Here is a 20020-nt window from a genome sequence, read left to right on the forward strand (position 1 = left end):
ATACTATTTTTTCATGCTGCTGATCTGTCCTCTTATTTCTCCGTCAGGATAAGCGGCAGTATGAATATTAACATAGTATTTCCCGGCTATCAAATCAGCGCCCTGACTTTGCGTAATCACCGCAGAACCGGAAACACTACCATAAGTGGTTGCAGTAAAGCCCGTAATCCCTACTACTACCGCAGCACTTTGCCCTGCCACTGCCGGGCCATGCAAGTGCATGCCACCAGGTGCACCACTGATACCTGTCCATGTAACGGTGTAATTCACCTGGTACGAAGAAGGGTCATAAGTCCCTGTAAGTGTTCCAGAACCGGTAGTTGAATTAGGAGGGGTTTCCTGTGCGCTATTAAGGGTTGCACTAAGGGTGTAAGATGTTCCCGCAGGAGGTGGATTAGTACCGCCACCACCATATCCGTTACCTTTACTACAAGCGGCCAGCCATGCAGCAATTACCACTAAACTGTATGCCAGCAACCGTGTCCTGTAAAGACGGAAAAAAGATACTTTTTTCATAACAGTTGTTTATAGGTACTACGTATAATTACCTTTAATCGTTGCTTGCGGCATTAAAACACAGAGCACTCTCATCCTATACGATAAATTACTGCCCGTCTCCCACGGCGACTACGGCTTCCTGCACTCCAACGCGTACTCCTGGGGCGTTTTTCCCATAATCATCCGGAAATCTTTTATAAAATGTGCCTGATCGAAGTATCCAAGATCGATTGCCAGCTGGGCCCAGTTCACTTCACTACTGCCGGCAATACGTTCTACGATATCATGAAACCTGAAAATTTTAATCACCCATTTAGGATTGATACCGGCATACTTACTGAATAGTCGTTCCAACGTACGGATGGTCAGGTGGAAATGTGCCGCCAGCCGGGTAGTAGAAATCATCGTTCTATCGGCTAATGCAGTAGCGGCGATCTGTTGTACCAGTACCATTTTTTCTTCTTTTTTCGGGAGAAGGGAATGCAGCAGGGCTTCTATTGCTTCAAGCACAGGCCCGTGTTCACCGGACACAGGAACGTGTATAGGTGGCGTTGTAATACCCAGTAAAGCATATGCGTCGATTTCGTGATGTGCAATCGTTAATACTGACTTTTTGAGAAAAGGATAAAAGCCGCCCGGTTTAAACTTCACGCCTGCTACCCTGCCTGTTCCGGAGATGTGCTGGATAAATCGTTGCTTTTTAACGCCGTGTACAATGGCTTCATTGAGCTGAAACGCCAGCTGTACAGACAAGGTGGGCAGTACCTCCTGCACATGGGTATATCCTGCCGGCAATGACCACTCCACTATCCAGTAGTGCTCTACAAAGTCGGCCAGCCATGCCGTAGGGAAATACCTGTTTAACTGAAAGAAAGGGGTTCCTTTCTCCCGGTTCAGGATTCCTGTGGCAACGTCTTGCTTCTTTTCAAATGCAGGCATCCTGCATATTGTCGCCTTTTTACAATACARCCAAACTTTAATGGAGGAAATTTGGTAAAAAAAGTATGGAAGACTTCAAAGCAAGGGTAGCAGGGTTTCACCACCTGGTTGGGCAAGGTAAATTTATGGAAGCGCTGGAACAGTATTATGATGAAAACATAAGTTCGGCGGATAATGACGGTCCGGCTATCAATGGCCTGGAAGCATTGCGCAAGGCGGCTGCCGGTTTTTTAGGCAATACCACTGATATGAAAATGGTGCTGGAAAACAGTATCGTCATCGATAATTACTCCGTAGCGCAATGGCATTACCAGTTTACCAATAGTAAAATAGGTGCAGTCGATTACCGGCAGATTTCAGTAGCTCACTGGAAAGCGGGAAAGATCATTAAAGAGCAGCATTTACATAACGTAGTATACCAGGGATAAAAGCCTGTTACAAAAAAGGGAAGCACCGGAAAACGCCGGGTGCTTCCCTTTTGCTATTATGCAGGGTCTACTTATGCTAAAATTTCACGGTAATATTTCCGGTCACCCTTGTGGTGTTCTGCGCCGCCAGGCGGTTAGACCAGTATTTTTCGTTAGTGAGATTATCCACTTTTACCCCAATCCTATATTTTTTCCGGTCGTAGAATACGGATGCATCCATAACGGTATAAGAAGGTATGGTGAATGCAAAGGTGCTGGTATTGGTCTGGAAAGACTGGCTGCCATAGTTTCCACCAAAGGCAAGCCCCAGGCCTTTTACAGCGCCTTTCACCAATCGGTAACTAATCCACAGGTTAGCCATGGTAGCTGGTCCCGCAGCGCTGGGACGTAATCCCTGTAATTTAGGCGATGCCTTATCCATCTTACTTTCGTTGTAGGTATATCCGGCGATGATGTTAAGCCCGGCTAAAGGATTGACAATTACTTCCGCTTCAAATCCTTTGCTCACCTGGGTTCCATCCTGAAGTTGATAACCGCCATGTGCCGGATCATCATAGGTGGAGTTGGTTACGGAGATATTATAATAACTAAAAGTAGCGTTCAGCTTTTCATTGAAAAGATCCAGTTTGGCGCCCCCTTCGATCTGGTTGGCCTGCTGTGGTTTGAAAGTATTGCCATTAAAATCGGTACCACTCTGGTTTTGAAACCCATTCATATAGTTGGCAAATAAAGACAAGCGGCTTTTGATGATCTGGTATACTGCACCAAACTTGGGCGACAGGGCCGTTTGGTTGAATGCTCCAGCCGTAGAATCCTTGCCAGGATAATAAGCACCCAGGTTATGGTAATCATCTAACCGTAAGCTGGCCATTACCAGCAGTTGCTCTGTAATATTGATCACATCAGAAAAATAAGCACTGTAGGTATTTTCCCGGTTACTGTCGAAAATGGCAAACGGTACTTTATTGAACAGCGGCCCTACTTTATCGCGGTTAAAGCCGTTATAGCCAGGAGGCGGCGTTCTGAAATTCACTGCAGGCATATTGATGGTCGCATCATTGCGGGAGGCTCTCAGGCGGTAAAAATCCGCACCAACTACCAACCGGTTACGCATGTTACCGATAGGAAAGTCGCCTATAAAGTTTTGTTGAATGTCTAGCCCATGGTAGGGATAGGTTTGTGAAGTAACTGCCTGGCTGAGGGTACTATCGCTCACTACGTTCAACTGGGTAGTATAGCCTTCTGAAGAAGAGCGTGTCCAGGAAGCAACGGTTTGTGAAGTCCATTTATCAGACAGTTTATATTTTATCTGGGCAAATATGTTCAACTGCTGACTGGTGTAATAGATAGAGTTATCCGCAAAAGACATATTGTAAGGCACGCCCATGTCTTCCACACTGTGTGCTTTCCCTTTGGCGTAGGTGTTCATTCTGACCGGGGAGGTGGCTTTATAGCCGCTCATTTCCGCATCGAGCAGGAAGGTAAGGCGGTCGTTTGCCTTATAGGAAAAGCTGGGCGCCAGCAAAAAGTTTTTACTGAAGCCGGCGTCCTGGAAGCTACGTTCTGTATGTGCAGCGCCATTAAAGCGGAATAAGGCCGTTTTCTTCTCATTCAAAGGAGTATTCACATCCAGCGTTAGGCGGTTCAGATCCCTGCTGCCGCCTGAATAGGATACTTCTCCTTTAAAACTTTCAAAGGGCTTTTTAGTGACCCGGTTAAATAATCCACCGTAAGAGGATAAAGTACTGCCGAATAAGGTGGCAGAGGGGCCTTTGATCACTTCAATCCGTTCCAGGTTGGCCGGATCTACGTTGGTATACACAAAACTACCTACCCCATTACGTACCAGGTTAGCGGTGGTGAATCCCCTGGAGATGGCCGAGCTTCTGCCCTGGTTGTATACAATGGGGATACCGGCTCCGGGAATATTCTTAAAAGCACTGTTATAGTCGGTGATCACCTGTTCTTTCATCAGCTCTTTTCCTACTACGCTGTACACCTGGGGATTCTCCAGGTTTTTCAGGGGGAGTTTGGATACGTCCTCACTTTCCTTTTTGGCAAAACGGTTGCCGCCGCTGGTAATCACTACTTCTTCCAGTTTTTGGGAAGAAGTTTGCAGAACGATCTGTAGCACTACATTTTTACCGTTTTCCACGGTAACGGGTTGCCGGATCGTTTCGAATCCTACCATAGAAACTTCCAGCTGATAATGTCCATTGGCAACGTTCTTAAAAAGGAATTCTCCGCTTTGATTGGTAACGGTTCCTTTCGAAATTCCTTTCAGCAGCACCGTTACATTACTGGCCGGATGGCCGTCTGATGTAGTAATTACGCCCTGTACGCTATTGTTAGTCCCTTCGTCAGGGATACCACCATAGGTAAAAAAGGGAAGTATAAAGAAGGCAAGAAGAAGATATACCCTTATCATTTTTGGTCTTTGTTTAGCATTTTCGCAGGTGCAAAGAGAGGCTATAAAAGGCAAAAGCAGCTACGCAATCGGGAAAACAATTTACGCAATAAGGAATTATTTATTTATCTACAAAGGCAACCATTTTGACCATTCGCTAAAAGGGCAGTCATGGCTATTTAAAGCCATGACTATCAACACATTAACATGCCAATCCCTGTACCTATTAAAGGCGGTGCGCAACAAGGTATAAGCGTTTAACAAATGCTATGAGAGGTTTACCTGGATTTACAGGTGGGCAGGACTAAAATGACCACGTAAAATTTTTACAGCGGTTCCGATCTGGTTTTTAACCGTTTGAATACTGGTATTCATTTCTTCGGCTATTTCCTTATGACTCTTCTGGTCATAATGCCTCAGGCGGAAAGCGGTGGATGATTTAGGCGGTACTTTCTTTTTCAGGGCAGTATTTACCTGGAAATAAATTTCTTTGCTTTCCAGTGGATCACTTGGCAGAAAGGCCTCGTCCGGAATGATGCTGGTAAATTTCTTCTCCCGCGTAATTTTATTGAGACAGCGATTACGCACGCTGGCATACAGGTAACACTTCATGATAGAAGCCCTGTCGCGGTTCTGATAATTAGCGTCAATTTTCAGAAACAATTTCTTCTGCCAGAAATCGATGAAAAACTCCTGAATAAGATCTTCTGCCTTATCTTCGTCTTTGAGCATGTCTACGGCGAGCATCATCAGAATACGGTGATACTTAGTGTACACTGTCGTAAAAGCTTCGGCACTACCATCTTTTAGCAGTTCCAGGAGGACTGCATCTTGGTTGTTTTGTTGCATTCTCATTTCCTTTTTGAGAGACTGGTTTAGGAAAAAATTACATGATTTTTTAAGCTGTCCGGTTTTAGAAAATTACTTTTCTACTGGTTTAACACGGTGGTTGAAAGTGGTTTATTTCACATCCCTTTTTTAAAACTTAACTTAAAAGTAATGCTATAAAATGAGCCAACTGGTTAAGCAGTTGTTAAGCACGAATGTTTAAAAAATGGTAAGAATCACGCCCATGGCCGATCAGGGAAAGAATGCATTTGTTAACAAACCGAACACACGTAACCAAATGGTTACATTAAAAACACTCCTTAAAAAGCAGTAAAATCCTTTAAATAAAAAAACGGAGATAAGTAGTATACCTACCTATCTCCGTTTTTATTTTATAAATTAAAACTTATGGTTTTAAAAAATCTCCATCTACTATTAACAGCTTCACGCCTTCATCAGCAACCGAACGATGAGAACTTAATTCATCTGATACCACATAACTCATACCTGCTGACAACTCAAAACATTCTCCATTCTCCATCTCACTGATGAACGCTCCCTGTAAACAGTGAACAATATGTCCTTTCCGGCACCAGTGATCTGCCAGGTAACCAGGCGAATACTCTACGATCCTTATCCTCAGCCCCGGCAGCTGCAATGTTTGCCACCACGAGGTGCCCGTTTCTCCCGGATGAATTGTTTTTTCGATGGCAGACCAGTCTATTGTCTGGAAAGGAATATTTGCACTCATATAAATCAGGTTTAACGTAAACGGGTATACGCTTCTACAATTTCGTGATTTACATTCAGGCTATCAATTTTTTCTATGCCTCGTTGTATCAGTGTATCATTTTGCAAAGTGACGGTGAAAGAAAAGTGTTTATCTTCCCAACCACGGTAACTGCAATACTGCAGATGTTCTTCATACTTATCTCCCGTTAAGGTATAAGTGCCCGCACCCGAACTAAAGGCCGCCGTAGCGCTGTCACTTCCTTTCGACAGGTCGTGTGAAAAAAAGGAGAAATGACTTCCGTTAAACATTTTAATCATTTCGTTTGGCTTACCTGGTACAGGATAAGTGGTGCTGGTGTCACCATTTTTTATCATCTTGCTATAGGCTAATTTCCAGGTACCTGTGAGTGGCAGTGCTTCAGCAACTGTTACAGGGGCTTTTTTTTCTCCGCAGGAAGCAAGAGCAAATGCAATAATACCAATGGCAACTGGTAATCGTAGATTCATAACAGTTAGTATTTAAGTGAAAAGGTGATTATATCAAGGGCACAACCGGGATTTCATCCCGCTGGAATACAAGGTTAATCAAAACATTTTATATTTAAAATACAGGGGCAAAACAAAGGGAACAACATCCGGCTGAATGTTGTTCCCTCCGGTAAATACCACCCATCACATTTAACCAACAAAAGAGCACTGCCATTGAAATATTTTGCCAACGAACCCTTATGTTTACAACCTCAAAATTATACTATGTCCCCTGTCTGTATAAGCCGGCTACTCACCGGTCTCCTGTTGCTCGCATTACCCTGCAGCAGCCAGCAACAAATCCCTGCAAAAAATATTTCGGCCGTCAGATCTATTGATCCTGCTGATACTGATTTCTCCGACCTGCAAAGCATCAAAGAGGCCATAGGCAATTCCCGGATTGTGCTGCTGGGAGAGCAAACACATGGCGAAGGATCAACTTATCTAGCAAAAACGAGAATCATAAAATATCTGCATGAAAAGCTGGGTTTCAATGTACTCGCATTTGAAAGTGGCTTTTATGATGTAGCCCGCATCTGGGAAAATACACTCAACAATGGCAGCTTTAAAAAAGAAATTCCCGGTAGCTTATTCTACATGTATGCCGGCAGCAAACAAATGATTCCTTTATTCGATTACATCCAGTCAAAAGTGCATCAACCCGATCAATTGACGGTAACAGGATTTGAAAGTCAGCACTCCGGCGAAAAAGCAAAGACGCTGCTGTTTCCTGATTTCGAAAAATTCCTGCAAAACAAATACCCTTTCCTGCTCGGCCCTGACTGGGAAGTATTCAAAAAACTTTCCGTAGCGACTATGGCTTCCCGGGCCTACCGTCCCTCCGAAGAAGAGAAGAAAACATTTTTCAGCAAACTGGCGGAACTGAAAAAGACATTATCACCTGATGATGTGACACCTGAAAATCACTTCATTGCCTCCGGCGGATTCTGGTATCGCGTAGTGTGCAGCATTGAATCCGAAGCCACCCGCTATTGGGAAATGGTGCAAGGCAATGAAATGAGTGTACGTGATCTGCAAATGGCGGAAAACATAATATGGCTGGCGGAAAAAGTATATCCCGGCCAAAAGATCATTGTATGGGCGCATAACCTGCACGTATCTAAAGGCACCAGCGACCTTAAAGCGGAGAATCCCGGGCTGACCGGTTTCTACGCATCCTATGTGCCACTGGGTGTTGCTGTCCATCAGCATTTTGGCAAGCAAGCCTATACGATTGGTTTTACCGGGGCTGCAGGTACCTTTATAGATTTCAATGATGGCAAACTGCAAACCATTCCTACGGTAACGCCGGAAAGTATAGAAGGCCAGCTTTCAAAAACCGGCTACAAGTATAGCTTCACTAATTATCAAACGATGAAAGGTAAGGTAGGTAATCCAACAACTGGTATGATCATGGATTATATACCGAGTACTGGTATGTGGCCCAATGTATTTGATGGGTTGTTTTTTATTAAAAATCCTACACCGGTGGATAGGTAATAAATGTTACTGAAAACCGTCTTCTTCGGTTAATGATATTCGATATAAAGGCCACTCTTCACGCGCGGCCTTTATATTTAAATCTTGAAAACTTTTCAGTTTATATCTATGAGCATATAAGCCCACCCGTCTTTTTCAACAAATAAACTTCTTCATTCAGACTTCTAATTTCTCTGGCCAATTTTGGAATTTCCTGTTTCAGGAATAGACATTTACTTTCCAAATCAGCAATTGCCAATATCAGTAGTTCTTTTTCAGTCATAAAAAACCGGTTTAATGAGGTTACTTATTATTACTTATTTCCTGAACTGCGTATGGCTCTAAACGTTGCTCAAGCAACGCATGTAGCTTCTTAATTATTTTTTTTATGGTTTCTTTTTCCGCATTACTGATGGCAGATATTACCCGCTTTTTGTTCCCCGGATCTACAGTATCCTTCGTCCTTATTTTTCGGTAAAAGGTAGGAGTACTCCAATTGCACTCCTCACATACACACTCTCTGAATATTATTGGTAGCGCACTAAGGAACGTATGCATACCCAATACCGTATTTGATTGACTGGTAAGTATGCTCTCCTGAATGTTTTTTTCCATGATAATAGTATTAAAGGGGTTAAAAGAAATGTAATGAAAGAAGCGTACGCAGTAATACGCCATGATCTATTAAGCCGGCCACTCACGTTATATAATACGTAGTGAAGGATTAATTTAATTCTTCGTAAAAATAAGTAAAATATCGCCATGCTTACTAATTAGTAAGCGGTATTTTTGAATTTTCTTTGATGCTTTGCGTTAATCAACATGCTGCATCAATGATTAATGAAAACGATAAGAAGATTATCAGGAGGTTTGGTGAGCACCTGGCTAAATTAAGAAATGAGAAAGATTTAAGCCAGCGGCAATTATCACACAGGTGCAGGGTAGATTACAGTAAGATAAGTGCAATGGAAATGGGGAAAGTGAATGTTACTTTAATTACACTAACAGAATTGGCGAAGGGGTTAGAAGTCGACCTTTCTGTATTATTGAATTTTGATGTTGAATAATTGCTCAGAAACATAAAAAAAGGCTGACCCTCTCAGGTCAGCCTTTTTCAATTATAACTTAATCACCTTTATCACTTCACTCTTCCCTCTTCCTTCCAACGTTAGCAGATACATCCCTCTCCTCAGATTCCCTAGATTTTTATTCATCCTGAACGTCCCTGGCGCTATCTTCCATTGTTGTATCACCTTGCCTGTTATATCTACCAAAGTGGCAGTGTGATAAGCCTCCTGGAACTCAATGGTGAGTTGCGTAGCAAAAGGATTTGGATAAACCCGTGTTTTTGATACAGTAATTGTTTTCATAGTTGCTGCCACAGCCGATGACATACCAGATAATGGTTGTATCGGTGTACAATTATCAATGATAAACCAATTGTATTTAAACGTGCCGGCTCTCACGAGAATACCGGTGTAGGTCAATGCTGGCAATGTAACGGTGTCGCTGATGGTTTGCCAGGTCCCCCCGGTATTAGGCAGATTAACTACACCGAAAACCACGCCTCCATTACCAATACCAACTTGTGCAGGTGCAGTGGTGGATACACGAATACGCAAGGTATACCTACCGGCGGTTGGCACAATCAGGTTGTTATACGCAAACCAATCGCTCACTTTTAAACTTGTAAAATTCTGTCCGCCGCCAACATCAGTACTGGTTTCCAGTACAGGTCCGGAGATGCGGGCAGACGCACTTTCTGCTTCGTATTTATTATTCACCGAACAGTTGTATTGTGCAATATGGATAGTGGCGGTTTTGCTGATGTTCCCCACGGCAACGGTTACTGTATAAGTGCCTATTATAGTATCTGCCGTAAACAATCCACCTGCACTGATAACATTACCCGTTCCGGTTACGGACCAAACTGGTGCAGCTAATGTTACTTCGTTGCTGTCTGCATCATATCCTTTGGCGGTGAACTGCTGCGCTGATCCGGCTGGCAACGATACATCACCCGGTGTCAGCTCAATCCTGGCCAATGGCGGAGGTGGCGGTGCTACACAATCATCAATACTGAACCAGTTGAATTTAAAGGTACCTGATACTACATGAATACCGGTATAAGATAATGCCGGCAGTGTGATGGTATCTTTAATTGTTTTCCAAACACCACCGGTAGAAGGAATGTTGATGGTGCCAAACGTCTGACCACCATGGCCTACCGATGCCTGCGATGGCGCAGTGGACAATACTCTCAGGCTAATATTATACCTGCGGGCTACCGGCACATTCAGCGTACTGTAGGCAAACCAATGCCCTACATAAAGGTTTTTATAATTCTGACCGCCGCCCTCATCTGTACAAGCCTCCAATACCGGACCGGAAGAAATAGAAGATGCGGATTCTGCTTCATACTTACCATTCACCGTGCAACCGTATACCAGTGATATGTTGGCGGTATCTCTTATGGAACCGGCGGCTAATGTTACCTGGTAATTACCAGGCGTGTCACCTGCCGTTAAAATGCCGTTGGCATTAATACTATTACCAGTACCGGTTACTGCCCATATTTTGGAAGATGGCAACGGCATGATGCTATCTGTCTGATCATATCCTTTAGCGGTGAATGTATAACTGGCAGCCACGGGAATGGTAACGGTATCAGGGGATATCCTGATACGCGTGAGTACAGGCAGTGGCAATACCTTCACCGTTGCAGTGCCTGTAACACCACAGTCCCTGACCTGAATGGTGAAGTATCCGCTGGTATCTGCGGCGGTAAATAAACCAGTCTGGCTGATCATCGTAAAACTATTATTCACTTTCCATTCTGGCGTAATAGCCATCTTATCTCCAAACTGATCAAGTCCGTTGGCCGCAAACTGCTTTGTGGCGAGTGCCGTTACAGATACAGAATCCGGTGCAACGGTAATGGAGTTAAGTGCCACTGCATTTGCAGGAATGAACTTCAGCCAGTTGAAATTCCAGCCGGAAGTATTGGCGTAGATCCGGATCGTTTGCCGTCCTTTTTTTAGTTTGAAGGCGGGAGAAGAGATGGTACTCCAATTCTGCCAGCCACCGGATACAGGCAGGTTCATGGTCACCAGGCTGGTGGTATCCAGTTGAACAGATATGTTCGATACTGTACTAACAGCCACCCTAAACTGGATCCGGTACATGGCGCTATCCGGTACATCAATATCATATTCCATCCAGGTGCCTTTTCCAATATAACTCACGTTTACCACGCCACTGGTATCTCCTACCGGTTCTGTACAACAGGTATTGCTGTTATCAAAAGCTTCCGCTTCTATCCTGGCCGGTATTGGTTTATAGTTGGTGGGACGGATATTAGCGTAGGTAGTAGTAAACCTGGTAACGCTATCTACAGTAGCCGTTGCCGTTATAGTGCCGGAAGACTGGAAGGTCGCCAGGCCACCAGTGGTGATAGTATTGCCGGTACCAGTGATAGTCCATACAGGGCTGATGGTTATCGGACGGCCATTCTGATCATTGGCGGTAGCGGTGTACTGAATGGACTTGCCTGGAAGCAATACCTGGTTGGCAGGAGCCACCAGGATAGTATCCAATACCGGTGTACCCAACCCTTTCTGGTAAATTCTTACATAATCTACATTCATACTATCCGGCCAGTCGGCCTCCGTAATGTTACCGCCCATTCCCCCGCCTATCGCCAGGTTCAGGATTACATGAAATTTCTGATCAAAGGGCCAGTCTTTCCAGTCTGTTTGCGGATTCGCATATGCATACACGCGGCTGCTGTCATAAGTGAAGATCAATGAATCCGCTGACCACTCCATCGCATATACGTGGTAGGCAGTATTTACATCCGGGATCACACGGGAGGCGCTCAGATGTCCACCATTTGTCCAGTTATTATTTTGCGTATGCACCGTGGATAATACGGTACGAAGATTATTACCTACATGTTCCATGATATCCAGTTCACCGCTGCGGGGCCATGCACCATATACACTGGCAGTAGGCATGAGCCAGATGGCTGGCCAGGAGCCTCTGGCTTTGGGCAGTTTGGCCCGCACTTCTACTTTACCATAGGTAAAATCCATCTTGCCCTGGGAAATCAATCTGCCGGAAGACCACGGCTCCGTGGTGTTTCCATTCGGAAAATCTTTTTTTCCGGTGATCACCAGGTCGCCATTCCTCACGCGGATGTTGTCGTGCGTGGTATCCGTGTATACCTGTTGTTCTCCATTAATCCATCCTTTGGGGCGTGGGTCCACTGTCCATTTGGTGCGATCAGGCAATCCACTGGTATTGAATTCATCACCGAAGATCATGGTCCACGCCGGGTTCCCTTCAAACACGGCATTTCCTTTAGCCGTATAAAAAGCGGTATTGGCAGTATCCAGCTCCGTACCTGCAACAGATAACTGCAAGGTTCTCTTGGAATAGTTAGCGGCCGAATTACCCGCCAGTACAATGTTAGCGATAGTATCATTTACCCGTTGAACACTGTCGATCGTAACGCCGGGTGGAAGATTCGCAGCATTCCAGGACCCTTTATTCAGAGTTGGCTTAAACGCAGCACCATTCAGCTTTGCAGGAATGATGGCACCGTTTTCCTGTCCCATCAGGATACGTGTATTCGTTAACGTGATCCCAACCGGATTAGGTGCCTGTACCAGGTCGAAATATAAAATGCCATTGGCTTTTTTGCCATCGATAAATTGTACAGAAATATTGTTCAGATCTGTTCTGTTCTTTACACTTTGGAAATTGAAAGTGGCTTCTTCCCACTGATTGATGTTAGTGACTTTGTACGTGAAAAATACGGCCTTCGTGTAGTCACTGCCAGGCTGCAGTTTGAACATAATTTCTTCTTTCACATTGCTGTATACCAGCATTTTGAAAGTACTGTTGGACGAAAGGTCGAAAGTGGAAGTGAGCGGACAACTGGCGCTCATGTACTCAAAACAGGAAGTGTCCTTCGTGAATTTTGCTACATAGGGACTGGGATTTACAGAGGAGGGAGCTGGATTGGCCACGTGAAATAGTACCGACCCTGTGGCTCCCGCCCCTGCGTAATACGACCATCTGCCGGAGCAGGGGCCATGGCCTTCCATGTCGTCCAGTAGCAGGTACTGGGCATGGAGGATATTGCACAGCAATACGCTGCACAATACGAGCAGTAAAGTTTTTTTCATAACGGGTATTGTTTTATCGCGGAATAAAAATCACTAGAGATTCGGATTAATAACAGCATCTACACCCGGAATAGGCATCCAGTATTTTTGTTTGGTAATTGCGCCACTCAACGGCAAGTCATTGGGATCTTTATTCGCATTGGCCGCTTCCACCTTTTCTAACCGGATAAGATCAAACCAACGATTCCATTCTCCGGCTAATTCCCAGGCTCTTTCATTAACTACCGCTTCGGCAAAATCAGGACCTGATAAACCTGCAGTGAGTTTTCCGAGACCAGCCCGCAAACGTACAGCATCAATGGCGGCATAGGCTTCTTCATTGGGTGTGCCGGCAGCACGTGCCTGTGCTTCCGCATAGGTGAGCAACACCTGCGCATAGCGTAACATGATCACCGGGTTGTTGGACATGTACGTGTCTTTCTGTCCTGTTTGGATGGTGAATTTTTTATAATAGGGATGTTTGGTAGTTACATTTTTCCAGGAAATAGTATCCCCTTTTATCACAAACTGTGTGGAGAAGGTGGCATCTTTCCGCGTACCTGCGGGGAAGTTATTAAAGAAGTTAATTTCCGGGAAGAAGTCGGACCAGCCGCCTTCGTTTTCCGGCATGGTAGACAGGCCATAGAAAGAATTATAAGTAGACCACTGCCCACGTGTAAACAGTACGAACACATCTTCCGAAGTACCTCCTGCAAAAATTTTCAGGTACCCATCCTGGTAAAGATCAAACTTATACACACCTTTATTATCGATCACTTCTTTTGCTTTTGCGGCCGCTAATGCATATTTCGATACATCTTTCAACGGCCAGCCGCCTTCGGTCAGGTATACGTCTGCCAGCAAAGCTTTCACCGAACCTTTGTTAGGTCTTCCCGGATCACGTTTGGCATTAGGCACCCAGGCTTCCGCTTTAAGCAAATCTGATTCTATCAGTTGATATACTACCGCCGGCGTGCTCTTTTTCAGGGTCAGCAAATCTGATGTGTATTTTTCAGATGGAATCACCGGTACTTCTCCCCAATATCTTGTTAACCAGTAGTAACAAAGGGCACGTAAAAAGTAAGCTTCTCCCACAATGGTTTGGATGGTGATTTCGTTGCCATCCAATACGGCGTTGTAGTTATTGATGATGTTGGTAGTAGATTGAATAGTTTTGTAACAGCCACGCCAGATAGGCACCGTGCGGCTATTGAGAGAAGAAACATTAAACCGGTCAAACTCCCGGAATTCTTCTTTGTTAGAACCCGGATGGGTAGTGAGATCATCTCCTCCCATGCACATAGCAATTTGTGACACTGTAGTAAAACCACTTTCCCAGGGCACCATCAGACTGCCATAAGCACCTGTGAGTGCGGCCTCCAAACCAGCCTGGCTGCTGAGACCTGCGTTTCCTGCTATCAAACCTTTTGGATCTTCCTCCAGCGCTTTACTACAACCTGTTAATATGATGATGAGTACGAGTGAATATATCTTTTTCATGTGGAACCGTTTGATAATGATTTAAAAACTAAGCGAAAAACCGCCCGTAATAGTTTTAGCATTAGGATAAGAGCCGTAGTCAATACCCTGGCGGAAATCTCCTGCAGAAGAATTGGCTTCCGGATCTATACCGCTATAATCTGTAATCGTCAGGAGGTTGGTGGCGCCAATGAAAACCTTGATGGCGGCAATGTTCCGGATAGCAGATTTAGGGAATTCGTAGGACACACTGATGTTCTTCAACCTTATAAAATCTGCTTTTTCCAGGAAACGGGTAGATTGTGTGAAGTTCCTGTTAGTGGTACTGAAAGCCGGAATATTAGATGTTTCATTTACACCCGGAATGTACCGGTTTTTGATCTGACGCAGGGTAGCTTCCCTGGCATCGCCGCCATAATACATAGTTGCGGCATTGTTATAGTTCAGGCGATCGAAACCAAACATGCCCTGGAAGAATATATTGAGGGAAAAATGTTTGTAAGAAACGGTGTTATTCCAACCTACAGAAGTTTTAGGGATACCGGTACCGATCACGCCATAATCATTGGCATCTATCACACCATCTGCTTTCAGGTCCAGATATCTGGAATCGCCCGGTTTAGCCCCAAATTTAGCCGCTTCTGTTGCTTCCGACGGTTTCCATGTCCCGAGGTAAGTAAGCCCCCAAATAGCCCCTAATGGCTGCCCGGGCATTACCACAAATTCAGATTGAGGCGACATACCGGAACCGATCTTACGGTTATTGGGATCAAACAGAATTGTTTTACCGGCGCCGATAGACACTACATTATTTTTAATGAAGGATACATTCACAGCGGTATTCCACTTCACAGATCTGTCATTAACTACATCTGCATCCACAGCTACTTCCCAGCCTTTATTCTGCACAGTGCCCACATTACGGGTAATCACATTTCCACCCAGGTAAATAGGCAGGGTTTCATTCAGCAACAGGTCACGGGTATTTTTTTCAAAGTAATCTGCGCTCACATTAATCCGTCCTTTTAAAAAGCCAATATCCAATCCAATGTTTTGTTGCTCAGTGGTTTCCCATTTCAGGTCAGGGTTACCGATATTGCCCAATACAATACCATTCTGGAAAGTGGAGTTGGTAAACGAGGCAATCCTGTTGGAGTAAGCGGAGAAGGTACTGTAAGGACCTACGCCTTCACTGCCCGTCAATCCCCAGCTGCCGCGCAATTTCAGGTTACTGAATAATTGCTGGTCTTTCATGAAAGGTTCTTCAGAAACGATCCAGCCTGCGGACACCGAAGGGAAATAACTGAATTTATTTTTTCCAACGAATTTAGAAGATCCATCCCTGCGAATGACAGCAGAGAGCAGGTACCTGTCTTTAAATCCATAATTGATGCGGCCCATTAAAGAAAAGATACTCCACTTGGAATAGCCGGAACCCGGACTGCTGGCTGTTCCCAATCCCAGGTTATTCCACTGAAAACTTTCATAGGTGAGATTAGACGCACCGGCAGACACATAATTATAAGTGGATTGCTGGTACTCCGCTACAGCGGTAACATCCAGGCTATGATCATTAAATATCTTCTTGTAGTTCAATGTGTTGGTGTTCTGTAAACGGATCTCTTTGTTAGATCTGATACCAGCGGTAGCTGTGCCGGAATTCACCACTTTCCCGGTAAAACTCTTATCATCATATCCCAGGTAGTTGGCGCCATATTGCAGGTTCAGTGAAAGTCCGGGTACAATGACGTCATCAAATTTAAATCCGCCGATCAGGTTTGCCAGCATCCTTTCCCGCACTGCCAGCTGTTCCGTAGTGATGGCCACCGGGTTAAAGAATACTGAACTTACAGGATCCGTGACGGTGTAGGTACCATCTGCTTTTCTTACCGGCACCGTAGGCGACCAGGTAATAGCCTGTGCAAGTGGGCTGTGGGGGCCATCTGCGGGAATATCTATATTCAGTGCATCACTGTAAGAACCTGTGATATTGAGCAGCGCGGTAATCTTGTTGGTGAGTTTTGAATTAATGTTGGACCGGATGGTGTAACGTTTAAAAGAAGAATTATTAATCACGCCATCCTGGTTGAGATAGTTACCGGAAATGAAATAGCCGGTTTTATCGTTACCGCCGGAAAGACTCAACATATACTCTTGTCCAAAGGCACGTCTGAATATTTCATCCTGCCAGTTGGTACCGCCTTTTGCAGCAATCTCTTTTAGTTGTGCATCAGAGAAAGGCAATGCGGTACCAATGGCGGCAGCATGCGCATTGGCGGTTTGCGCAAATTCTGACGCATCCAGCAGGTCTAATTTCTTAATCACTTCTGAGGAAGACAATCGGGTAGAAACATTCACTTTCAAACCGCCTTTACTGCCTTTCTTGGTGGTTACGATAATCACACCGTTAGAACCACGGCTGCCGTAAATAGCAGTAGCAGAGGCATCTTTGAGCACCTGTATTGATTCAATATCGTCCGGATTGATAGCAAAAAACTCTGCACCAACAAAGCCATCCACTACATACAGGGGGCTGTTATCGCCGTTAATGGAGTTGGTACCGCGAATACGGATCCTCACACTTCCACCGGGTGAACCGGCAGCATTGGTTACCTGTACCCCTGACGCCCTTCCCTGTAATACCTGATCCAGGCGATTAACGGGCTGCCCTTCAAAATCTTTGGTAGAGATAGAAGATATAGCACTGGTAACGGACCTTTTCTTCTGTTCTCCATACCCTACTACTACCAGTTCCGTCATCTTTGATGCGGCCGGTTGCAACGTAATATCCAGGTATTGCCGGCCATTTACGCTTACTTCCTGCCGGTCAAAACCGATAGAAGAGATCACCAGTATAGCATTGCTGTTTGGCACCGCAATTTCAAATGCGCCCTGATCATTAGTCATCACACCTTTCGCCGTGCCTTTCAGTTGAATGGTAACACCCGGAAGTGGTTCTCCTTTATCATTCAGCACTTTTCCTTTTACGATGATATCTGCTACCCGTTGTTCTGTTTCAACCATTGCTTTTCTTTTAACAATGATTGTTTTGTCAGCAATAACATAGGTAAGGGATTGATTTTCGAAACATAGGTCCAGGGCAGTTTTCAGGGGAACATTTTTCACCTGCATACTCACGTTATGCGCTTGCTCCATTTGCTCGCTGGTACAAAGAAAAGCATAGCCCGTTTGTTTCCTGATTTCCCGGAAAATTTTTTCAAGAGATACATTCCGTTGGGAAATGGATACGGTTTGTGCATATCCTGTCGCATGTCCCTGCGTGAGGGCTATGGTCATTAAAAGCACTATCAGTTTCATGATCCGTAAAATTTTTGCTGACAATCGCGAAAAACGTTCTTGACTCCATATCACACGGGGAGCCCTGCTTTGGAAAAAAAGCCTTAAATACATACATTTGTATGGTTTGGGTAAATGAAAAATGATTGCTGAAACGATTATGGTTTATAGACCCTTACTTGCCGGGAGTGCTTCGAACCACTTCCGGTTTTTTAGTCTTTATGCTGGTTTTATGGTGATACGATGATTTGGTGCTCCTTGATTTCAAAATGTACTTCTCCTGTTAATTCCATCATTTTCAGTACCTGGGATATAGGTACATTCCTTGGGATAATGCCTCTGAAGTGCGCAGGCACATTACTTTTGTATACGATATCTACATTGTACCAGCGGGCAATTTGCCGCATCACGGCGTGGAGGTCGTTTCCTTCCAACTGAATATATCCGTTCTTCCAGGCAATGGCTTCTTCTGTATCTACGTCTTTCAACAGCGCCAGTGTACCGCTGTTCCGGTTCAGATGCGCTGCTTCTCCGGGAGCCAATCGTTTACTATTACCGTCCTTATTTACTTTCACGGCGCCTTCCAGCAAAGTTGTTTTAATCTGTGCTTCATCATCATACGCCATGATGTTGAAATGTGTGCCTAATACCTGTACTTCCATGTCTTCCACCTGTACGGTAAAAGGTAGGACGGCATTTTTCGCTACTTCAAAATAGGCTTCCCCGGTGAGTTGTACTTTTCTTGTATGTCCTGCAAAGGTGGCTGGATAACGTAATGTACTGGAGGCATTCAGCCACACACGGGTACTGTCCGGTAAAGTCAGCTGGTATTGCCCGCCGCGGGGAGTCGAAATTTTGTTGAAGAGTAAAGCGGTGTTGGGATTTTCTTTTTCCGAAGAACGATACAACAGCTGCCCGCCGGCAGATTTGACTACCTGCGTTCCTGCCTGTTGCGCAAGAGTGCCATTCGCCGCGCTATCCAGCGATATCTCCGTTCCGTCTGCCAATGTAAGTATTGCTTTATTTCCGCCTGGCTGGATATCTGTATTTTTCTTTTGTGCTACCACCRGCACTTTTGTAGTAGTGCGCTGTTGCAGGAGGAAATAACTGCTTATGCTGATAAGGGCCAGCACTGCCGCTGCTGCTACCCAGCTCCACCTCCGCATACGTACCACCTTCGGACGATCTGCCCGCAGGATATTATCCGCCAGCTGATCCCAATCAAGGGGAGCATCCACCGGAACCGGGGATGCATGCAGCAGTTGCTCGATCCGAGCAGCAAGCATGCCGGTACTGTCTTCCATCATAAGATCAGACAGTTCCCGCAACTCTTCGGCGGTAGCGGATTGATTTTCAACCTGGTGAATCAGGTACACCAGGCGTTCGTGGATGATCAATTGGTATCGTTTTTCAGTTTAACGTGGTAATTTCTCTCTACATAACAGACGCACAACAGAACATTTAGGACCTACTACTATTAAAAAATAATTCTATTGCCCGTAAAACAGCCACAGCAGCCAGAATGGTATTAGATGTCCGGCCCCCTCCAGGTGCTTACGGATGGCATGAAGCGACCTTACGAGCGAATTTTTAACGGTGCTGGGAGACAGTGACAGCTCTTCCGCTATTTCCGGGATCTTCAACCCCTTCTCCCGGCTCAGTAAATAAATACGTTTTGCCTGCGGAGGCAATTTATGCACGGCTTCTCCGATCAAACGCAGCGTGGCGGTAAAAGCTACTGCCTCCTCTGTGGCACTATGCATATCAGGATCTGCCCCCATCGCATCCATCGCTTTATGGTGCACTGCCTGATGCCGTAAGTAACTAAAGGATTGATGAAATAAGATGCGCAACATCCAGGACCGCGGATTTTCAATGCCAGGCAATTTATCCCGGCTCATCCACACCCGCAGAAAAGTTTCCTGGATAATATCTTCCGTTACAGCAGTTGTTTTGGTAAGATGGATCACTAAAGGCTGGAACTGCGGACCATACGTATAAAAGAGTTGCCTGAAGGCTGATTCATCGCCTTCAGAGATCAGCTGGAATAGTTCTCTGTCGCTGTATAGGTGGTCGTGCATGCGCTGGTAAGCCTGGTAGTGGAATGTTAGTGTGAATAGCAGACTAAAGTAGGAAAAATAAATTATAGTTCGTTCTATCTCCTAAAATGTAAAAGGATGGTTAAAAGTTCACAAAATGTAAACTGTTAGCCACCCTTTCTCAAAAATATCCTG

The 20020-nt window shown here is 45.0% G+C and carries 15 protein-coding genes; 3 read left to right on the forward strand and 12 right to left on the reverse strand.

What is annotated here, in order from left to right:
• Positions 1-3 precede the first annotated feature (3 nt).
• Positions 4-516, reverse strand: coding sequence for a CHRD domain-containing protein (locus tag AC1DP6_RS10490; protein ID WP_477021437.1), 513 nt, complete (start codon positions 514-516; stop codon positions 4-6).
• Between the two features lie 111 nt (positions 517-627).
• The gene (locus AC1DP6_RS10495) at positions 628-1437 is read right to left on the reverse strand and encodes an AraC family transcriptional regulator (protein ID WP_477021436.1); all 810 of its coding nucleotides are present in this window, start codon (positions 1435-1437) and stop codon (positions 628-630) included.
• A gap of 65 nt (positions 1438-1502) precedes the next feature.
• Between AC1DP6_RS10495 and AC1DP6_RS10500 the strand changes: the two genes are divergently transcribed.
• A complete protein-coding gene (locus AC1DP6_RS10500; protein WP_477021435.1) occupies positions 1503-1865 on the forward strand; it encodes a nuclear transport factor 2 family protein in 363 nt (120 codons plus the stop codon).
• Between the two features lie 76 nt (positions 1866-1941).
• On the opposite strand, the gene AC1DP6_RS10505 is transcribed toward AC1DP6_RS10500, so the two are convergent.
• The 4 genes from AC1DP6_RS10505 to AC1DP6_RS10520 form a co-directional block, all read right to left on the reverse strand.
• Entirely contained in the window at positions 1942-4293 is a 2352-nt protein-coding gene (locus AC1DP6_RS10505; RefSeq protein WP_477054754.1) for a TonB-dependent siderophore receptor, read from the reverse strand.
• A gap of 267 nt (positions 4294-4560) precedes the next feature.
• Entirely contained in the window at positions 4561-5121 is a 561-nt protein-coding gene (locus tag AC1DP6_RS10510; RefSeq protein WP_477021433.1) for an RNA polymerase sigma factor, read from the reverse strand.
• A gap of 385 nt (positions 5122-5506) precedes the next feature.
• Positions 5507-5851, reverse strand: a complete 345-nt coding sequence (locus AC1DP6_RS10515) for a DHCW motif cupin fold protein (protein WP_477021432.1) — start codon at positions 5849-5851, stop codon at positions 5507-5509.
• Positions 5852-5862: 11 nt separating this feature from the next.
• Positions 5863-6339, reverse strand: a complete 477-nt coding sequence (locus AC1DP6_RS10520; RefSeq protein WP_477021431.1) for a hypothetical protein — start codon at positions 6337-6339, stop codon at positions 5863-5865.
• Between the two features lie 246 nt (positions 6340-6585).
• On the opposite strand from AC1DP6_RS10520, the gene AC1DP6_RS10525 reads away from it, so the two are divergent.
• Entirely contained in the window at positions 6586-7860 is a 1275-nt protein-coding gene (locus AC1DP6_RS10525; protein WP_477054755.1) for an erythromycin esterase family protein, read from the forward strand.
• 106 nt (positions 7861-7966) lie between these two features.
• Here AC1DP6_RS10525 and AC1DP6_RS10530 read toward each other — a convergent pair whose 3' ends face one another.
• Positions 7967-8122 (reverse strand): hypothetical protein, encoded by a 156-nt coding sequence (locus AC1DP6_RS10530; protein ID WP_477054756.1) that lies wholly within the window; start codon positions 8120-8122, stop codon positions 7967-7969.
• 550 nt (positions 8123-8672) lie between these two features.
• Here AC1DP6_RS10530 and AC1DP6_RS10535 point away from each other — a divergent pair.
• Positions 8673-8906, forward strand: coding sequence for a helix-turn-helix domain-containing protein (locus tag AC1DP6_RS10535; protein ID WP_477054757.1), 234 nt, complete (start codon positions 8673-8675; stop codon positions 8904-8906).
• A gap of 51 nt (positions 8907-8957) precedes the next feature.
• Here AC1DP6_RS10535 and AC1DP6_RS10540 read toward each other — a convergent pair whose 3' ends face one another.
• The 5 genes from AC1DP6_RS10540 to AC1DP6_RS10560 form a co-directional block, all read right to left on the reverse strand.
• Positions 8958-13031 carry a carbohydrate-binding protein gene (locus tag AC1DP6_RS10540; RefSeq protein WP_477054758.1) on the reverse strand — a complete coding sequence of 1358 codons (4074 nt, stop codon included), beginning with the start codon at positions 13029-13031 and terminating at the stop codon, positions 8958-8960.
• Between the two features lie 33 nt (positions 13032-13064).
• On the reverse strand, positions 13065-14510 hold the full coding sequence (locus tag AC1DP6_RS10545) for a RagB/SusD family nutrient uptake outer membrane protein (RefSeq protein WP_477054759.1): 1446 nt from the start codon (positions 14508-14510) through the stop codon (positions 13065-13067).
• A 21-nt stretch (positions 14511-14531) separates the two neighbouring features.
• A complete protein-coding gene (locus tag AC1DP6_RS10550; RefSeq protein ID WP_477054760.1) occupies positions 14532-17807 on the reverse strand; it encodes a TonB-dependent receptor in 3276 nt (1091 codons plus the stop codon).
• Between the two features lie 209 nt (positions 17808-18016).
• Positions 18017-19183, reverse strand: a complete 1167-nt coding sequence (locus tag AC1DP6_RS10555) for a FecR family protein (RefSeq protein WP_477054761.1) — start codon at positions 19181-19183, stop codon at positions 18017-18019.
• Between the two features lie 93 nt (positions 19184-19276).
• Entirely contained in the window at positions 19277-19867 is a 591-nt protein-coding gene (locus AC1DP6_RS10560; RefSeq protein WP_477054762.1) for an RNA polymerase sigma factor, read from the reverse strand.
• Between the last annotated feature and the right edge of the window lie 153 nt (positions 19868-20020).

The sequence above is a fragment of the Chitinophaga sp. 01L420 genome (assembly GCF_056399985.1).

Coding starts and splice junctions, on each gene's coding strand:
- AC1DP6_RS10495 (WP_477021436.1), bottom strand. CDS start 1,437: ATGCCTGCATTTGAAAAGAAGCAAGACGTTGCCACAGGAATCCTGAAC.
- AC1DP6_RS10490 (WP_477021437.1), bottom strand. CDS start 516: ATGAAAAAAGTATCTTTTTTCCGTCTTTACAGGACACGGTTGCTGGCA.
- AC1DP6_RS10530 (WP_477054756.1), bottom strand. CDS start 8,122: ATGACTGAAAAAGAACTACTGATATTGGCAATTGCTGATTTGGAAAGT.
- AC1DP6_RS10520 (WP_477021431.1), bottom strand. CDS start 6,339: ATGAATCTACGATTACCAGTTGCCATTGGTATTATTGCATTTGCTCTT.
- AC1DP6_RS10525 (WP_477054755.1), top strand. CDS start 6,586: ATGTCCCCTGTCTGTATAAGCCGGCTACTCACCGGTCTCCTGTTGCTC.
- AC1DP6_RS10505 (WP_477054754.1), bottom strand. CDS start 4,293: ATGATAAGGGTATATCTTCTTCTTGCCTTCTTTATACTTCCCTTTTTT.
- AC1DP6_RS10510 (WP_477021433.1), bottom strand. CDS start 5,121: ATGCAACAAAACAACCAAGATGCAGTCCTCCTGGAACTGCTAAAAGAT.
- AC1DP6_RS10515 (WP_477021432.1), bottom strand. CDS start 5,851: ATGAGTGCAAATATTCCTTTCCAGACAATAGACTGGTCTGCCATCGAA.
- AC1DP6_RS10550 (WP_477054760.1), bottom strand. CDS start 17,807: ATGAAACTGATAGTGCTTTTAATGACCATAGCCCTCACGCAGGGACAT.
- AC1DP6_RS10545 (WP_477054759.1), bottom strand. CDS start 14,510: ATGAAAAAGATATATTCACTCGTACTCATCATCATATTAACAGGTTGT.
- AC1DP6_RS10560 (WP_477054762.1), bottom strand. CDS start 19,867: ATGCACGACCACCTATACAGCGACAGAGAACTATTCCAGCTGATCTCT.
- AC1DP6_RS10535 (WP_477054757.1), top strand. CDS start 8,673: ATGATTAATGAAAACGATAAGAAGATTATCAGGAGGTTTGGTGAGCAC.
- AC1DP6_RS10500 (WP_477021435.1), top strand. CDS start 1,503: ATGGAAGACTTCAAAGCAAGGGTAGCAGGGTTTCACCACCTGGTTGGG.
- AC1DP6_RS10540 (WP_477054758.1), bottom strand. CDS start 13,031: ATGAAAAAAACTTTACTGCTCGTATTGTGCAGCGTATTGCTGTGCAAT.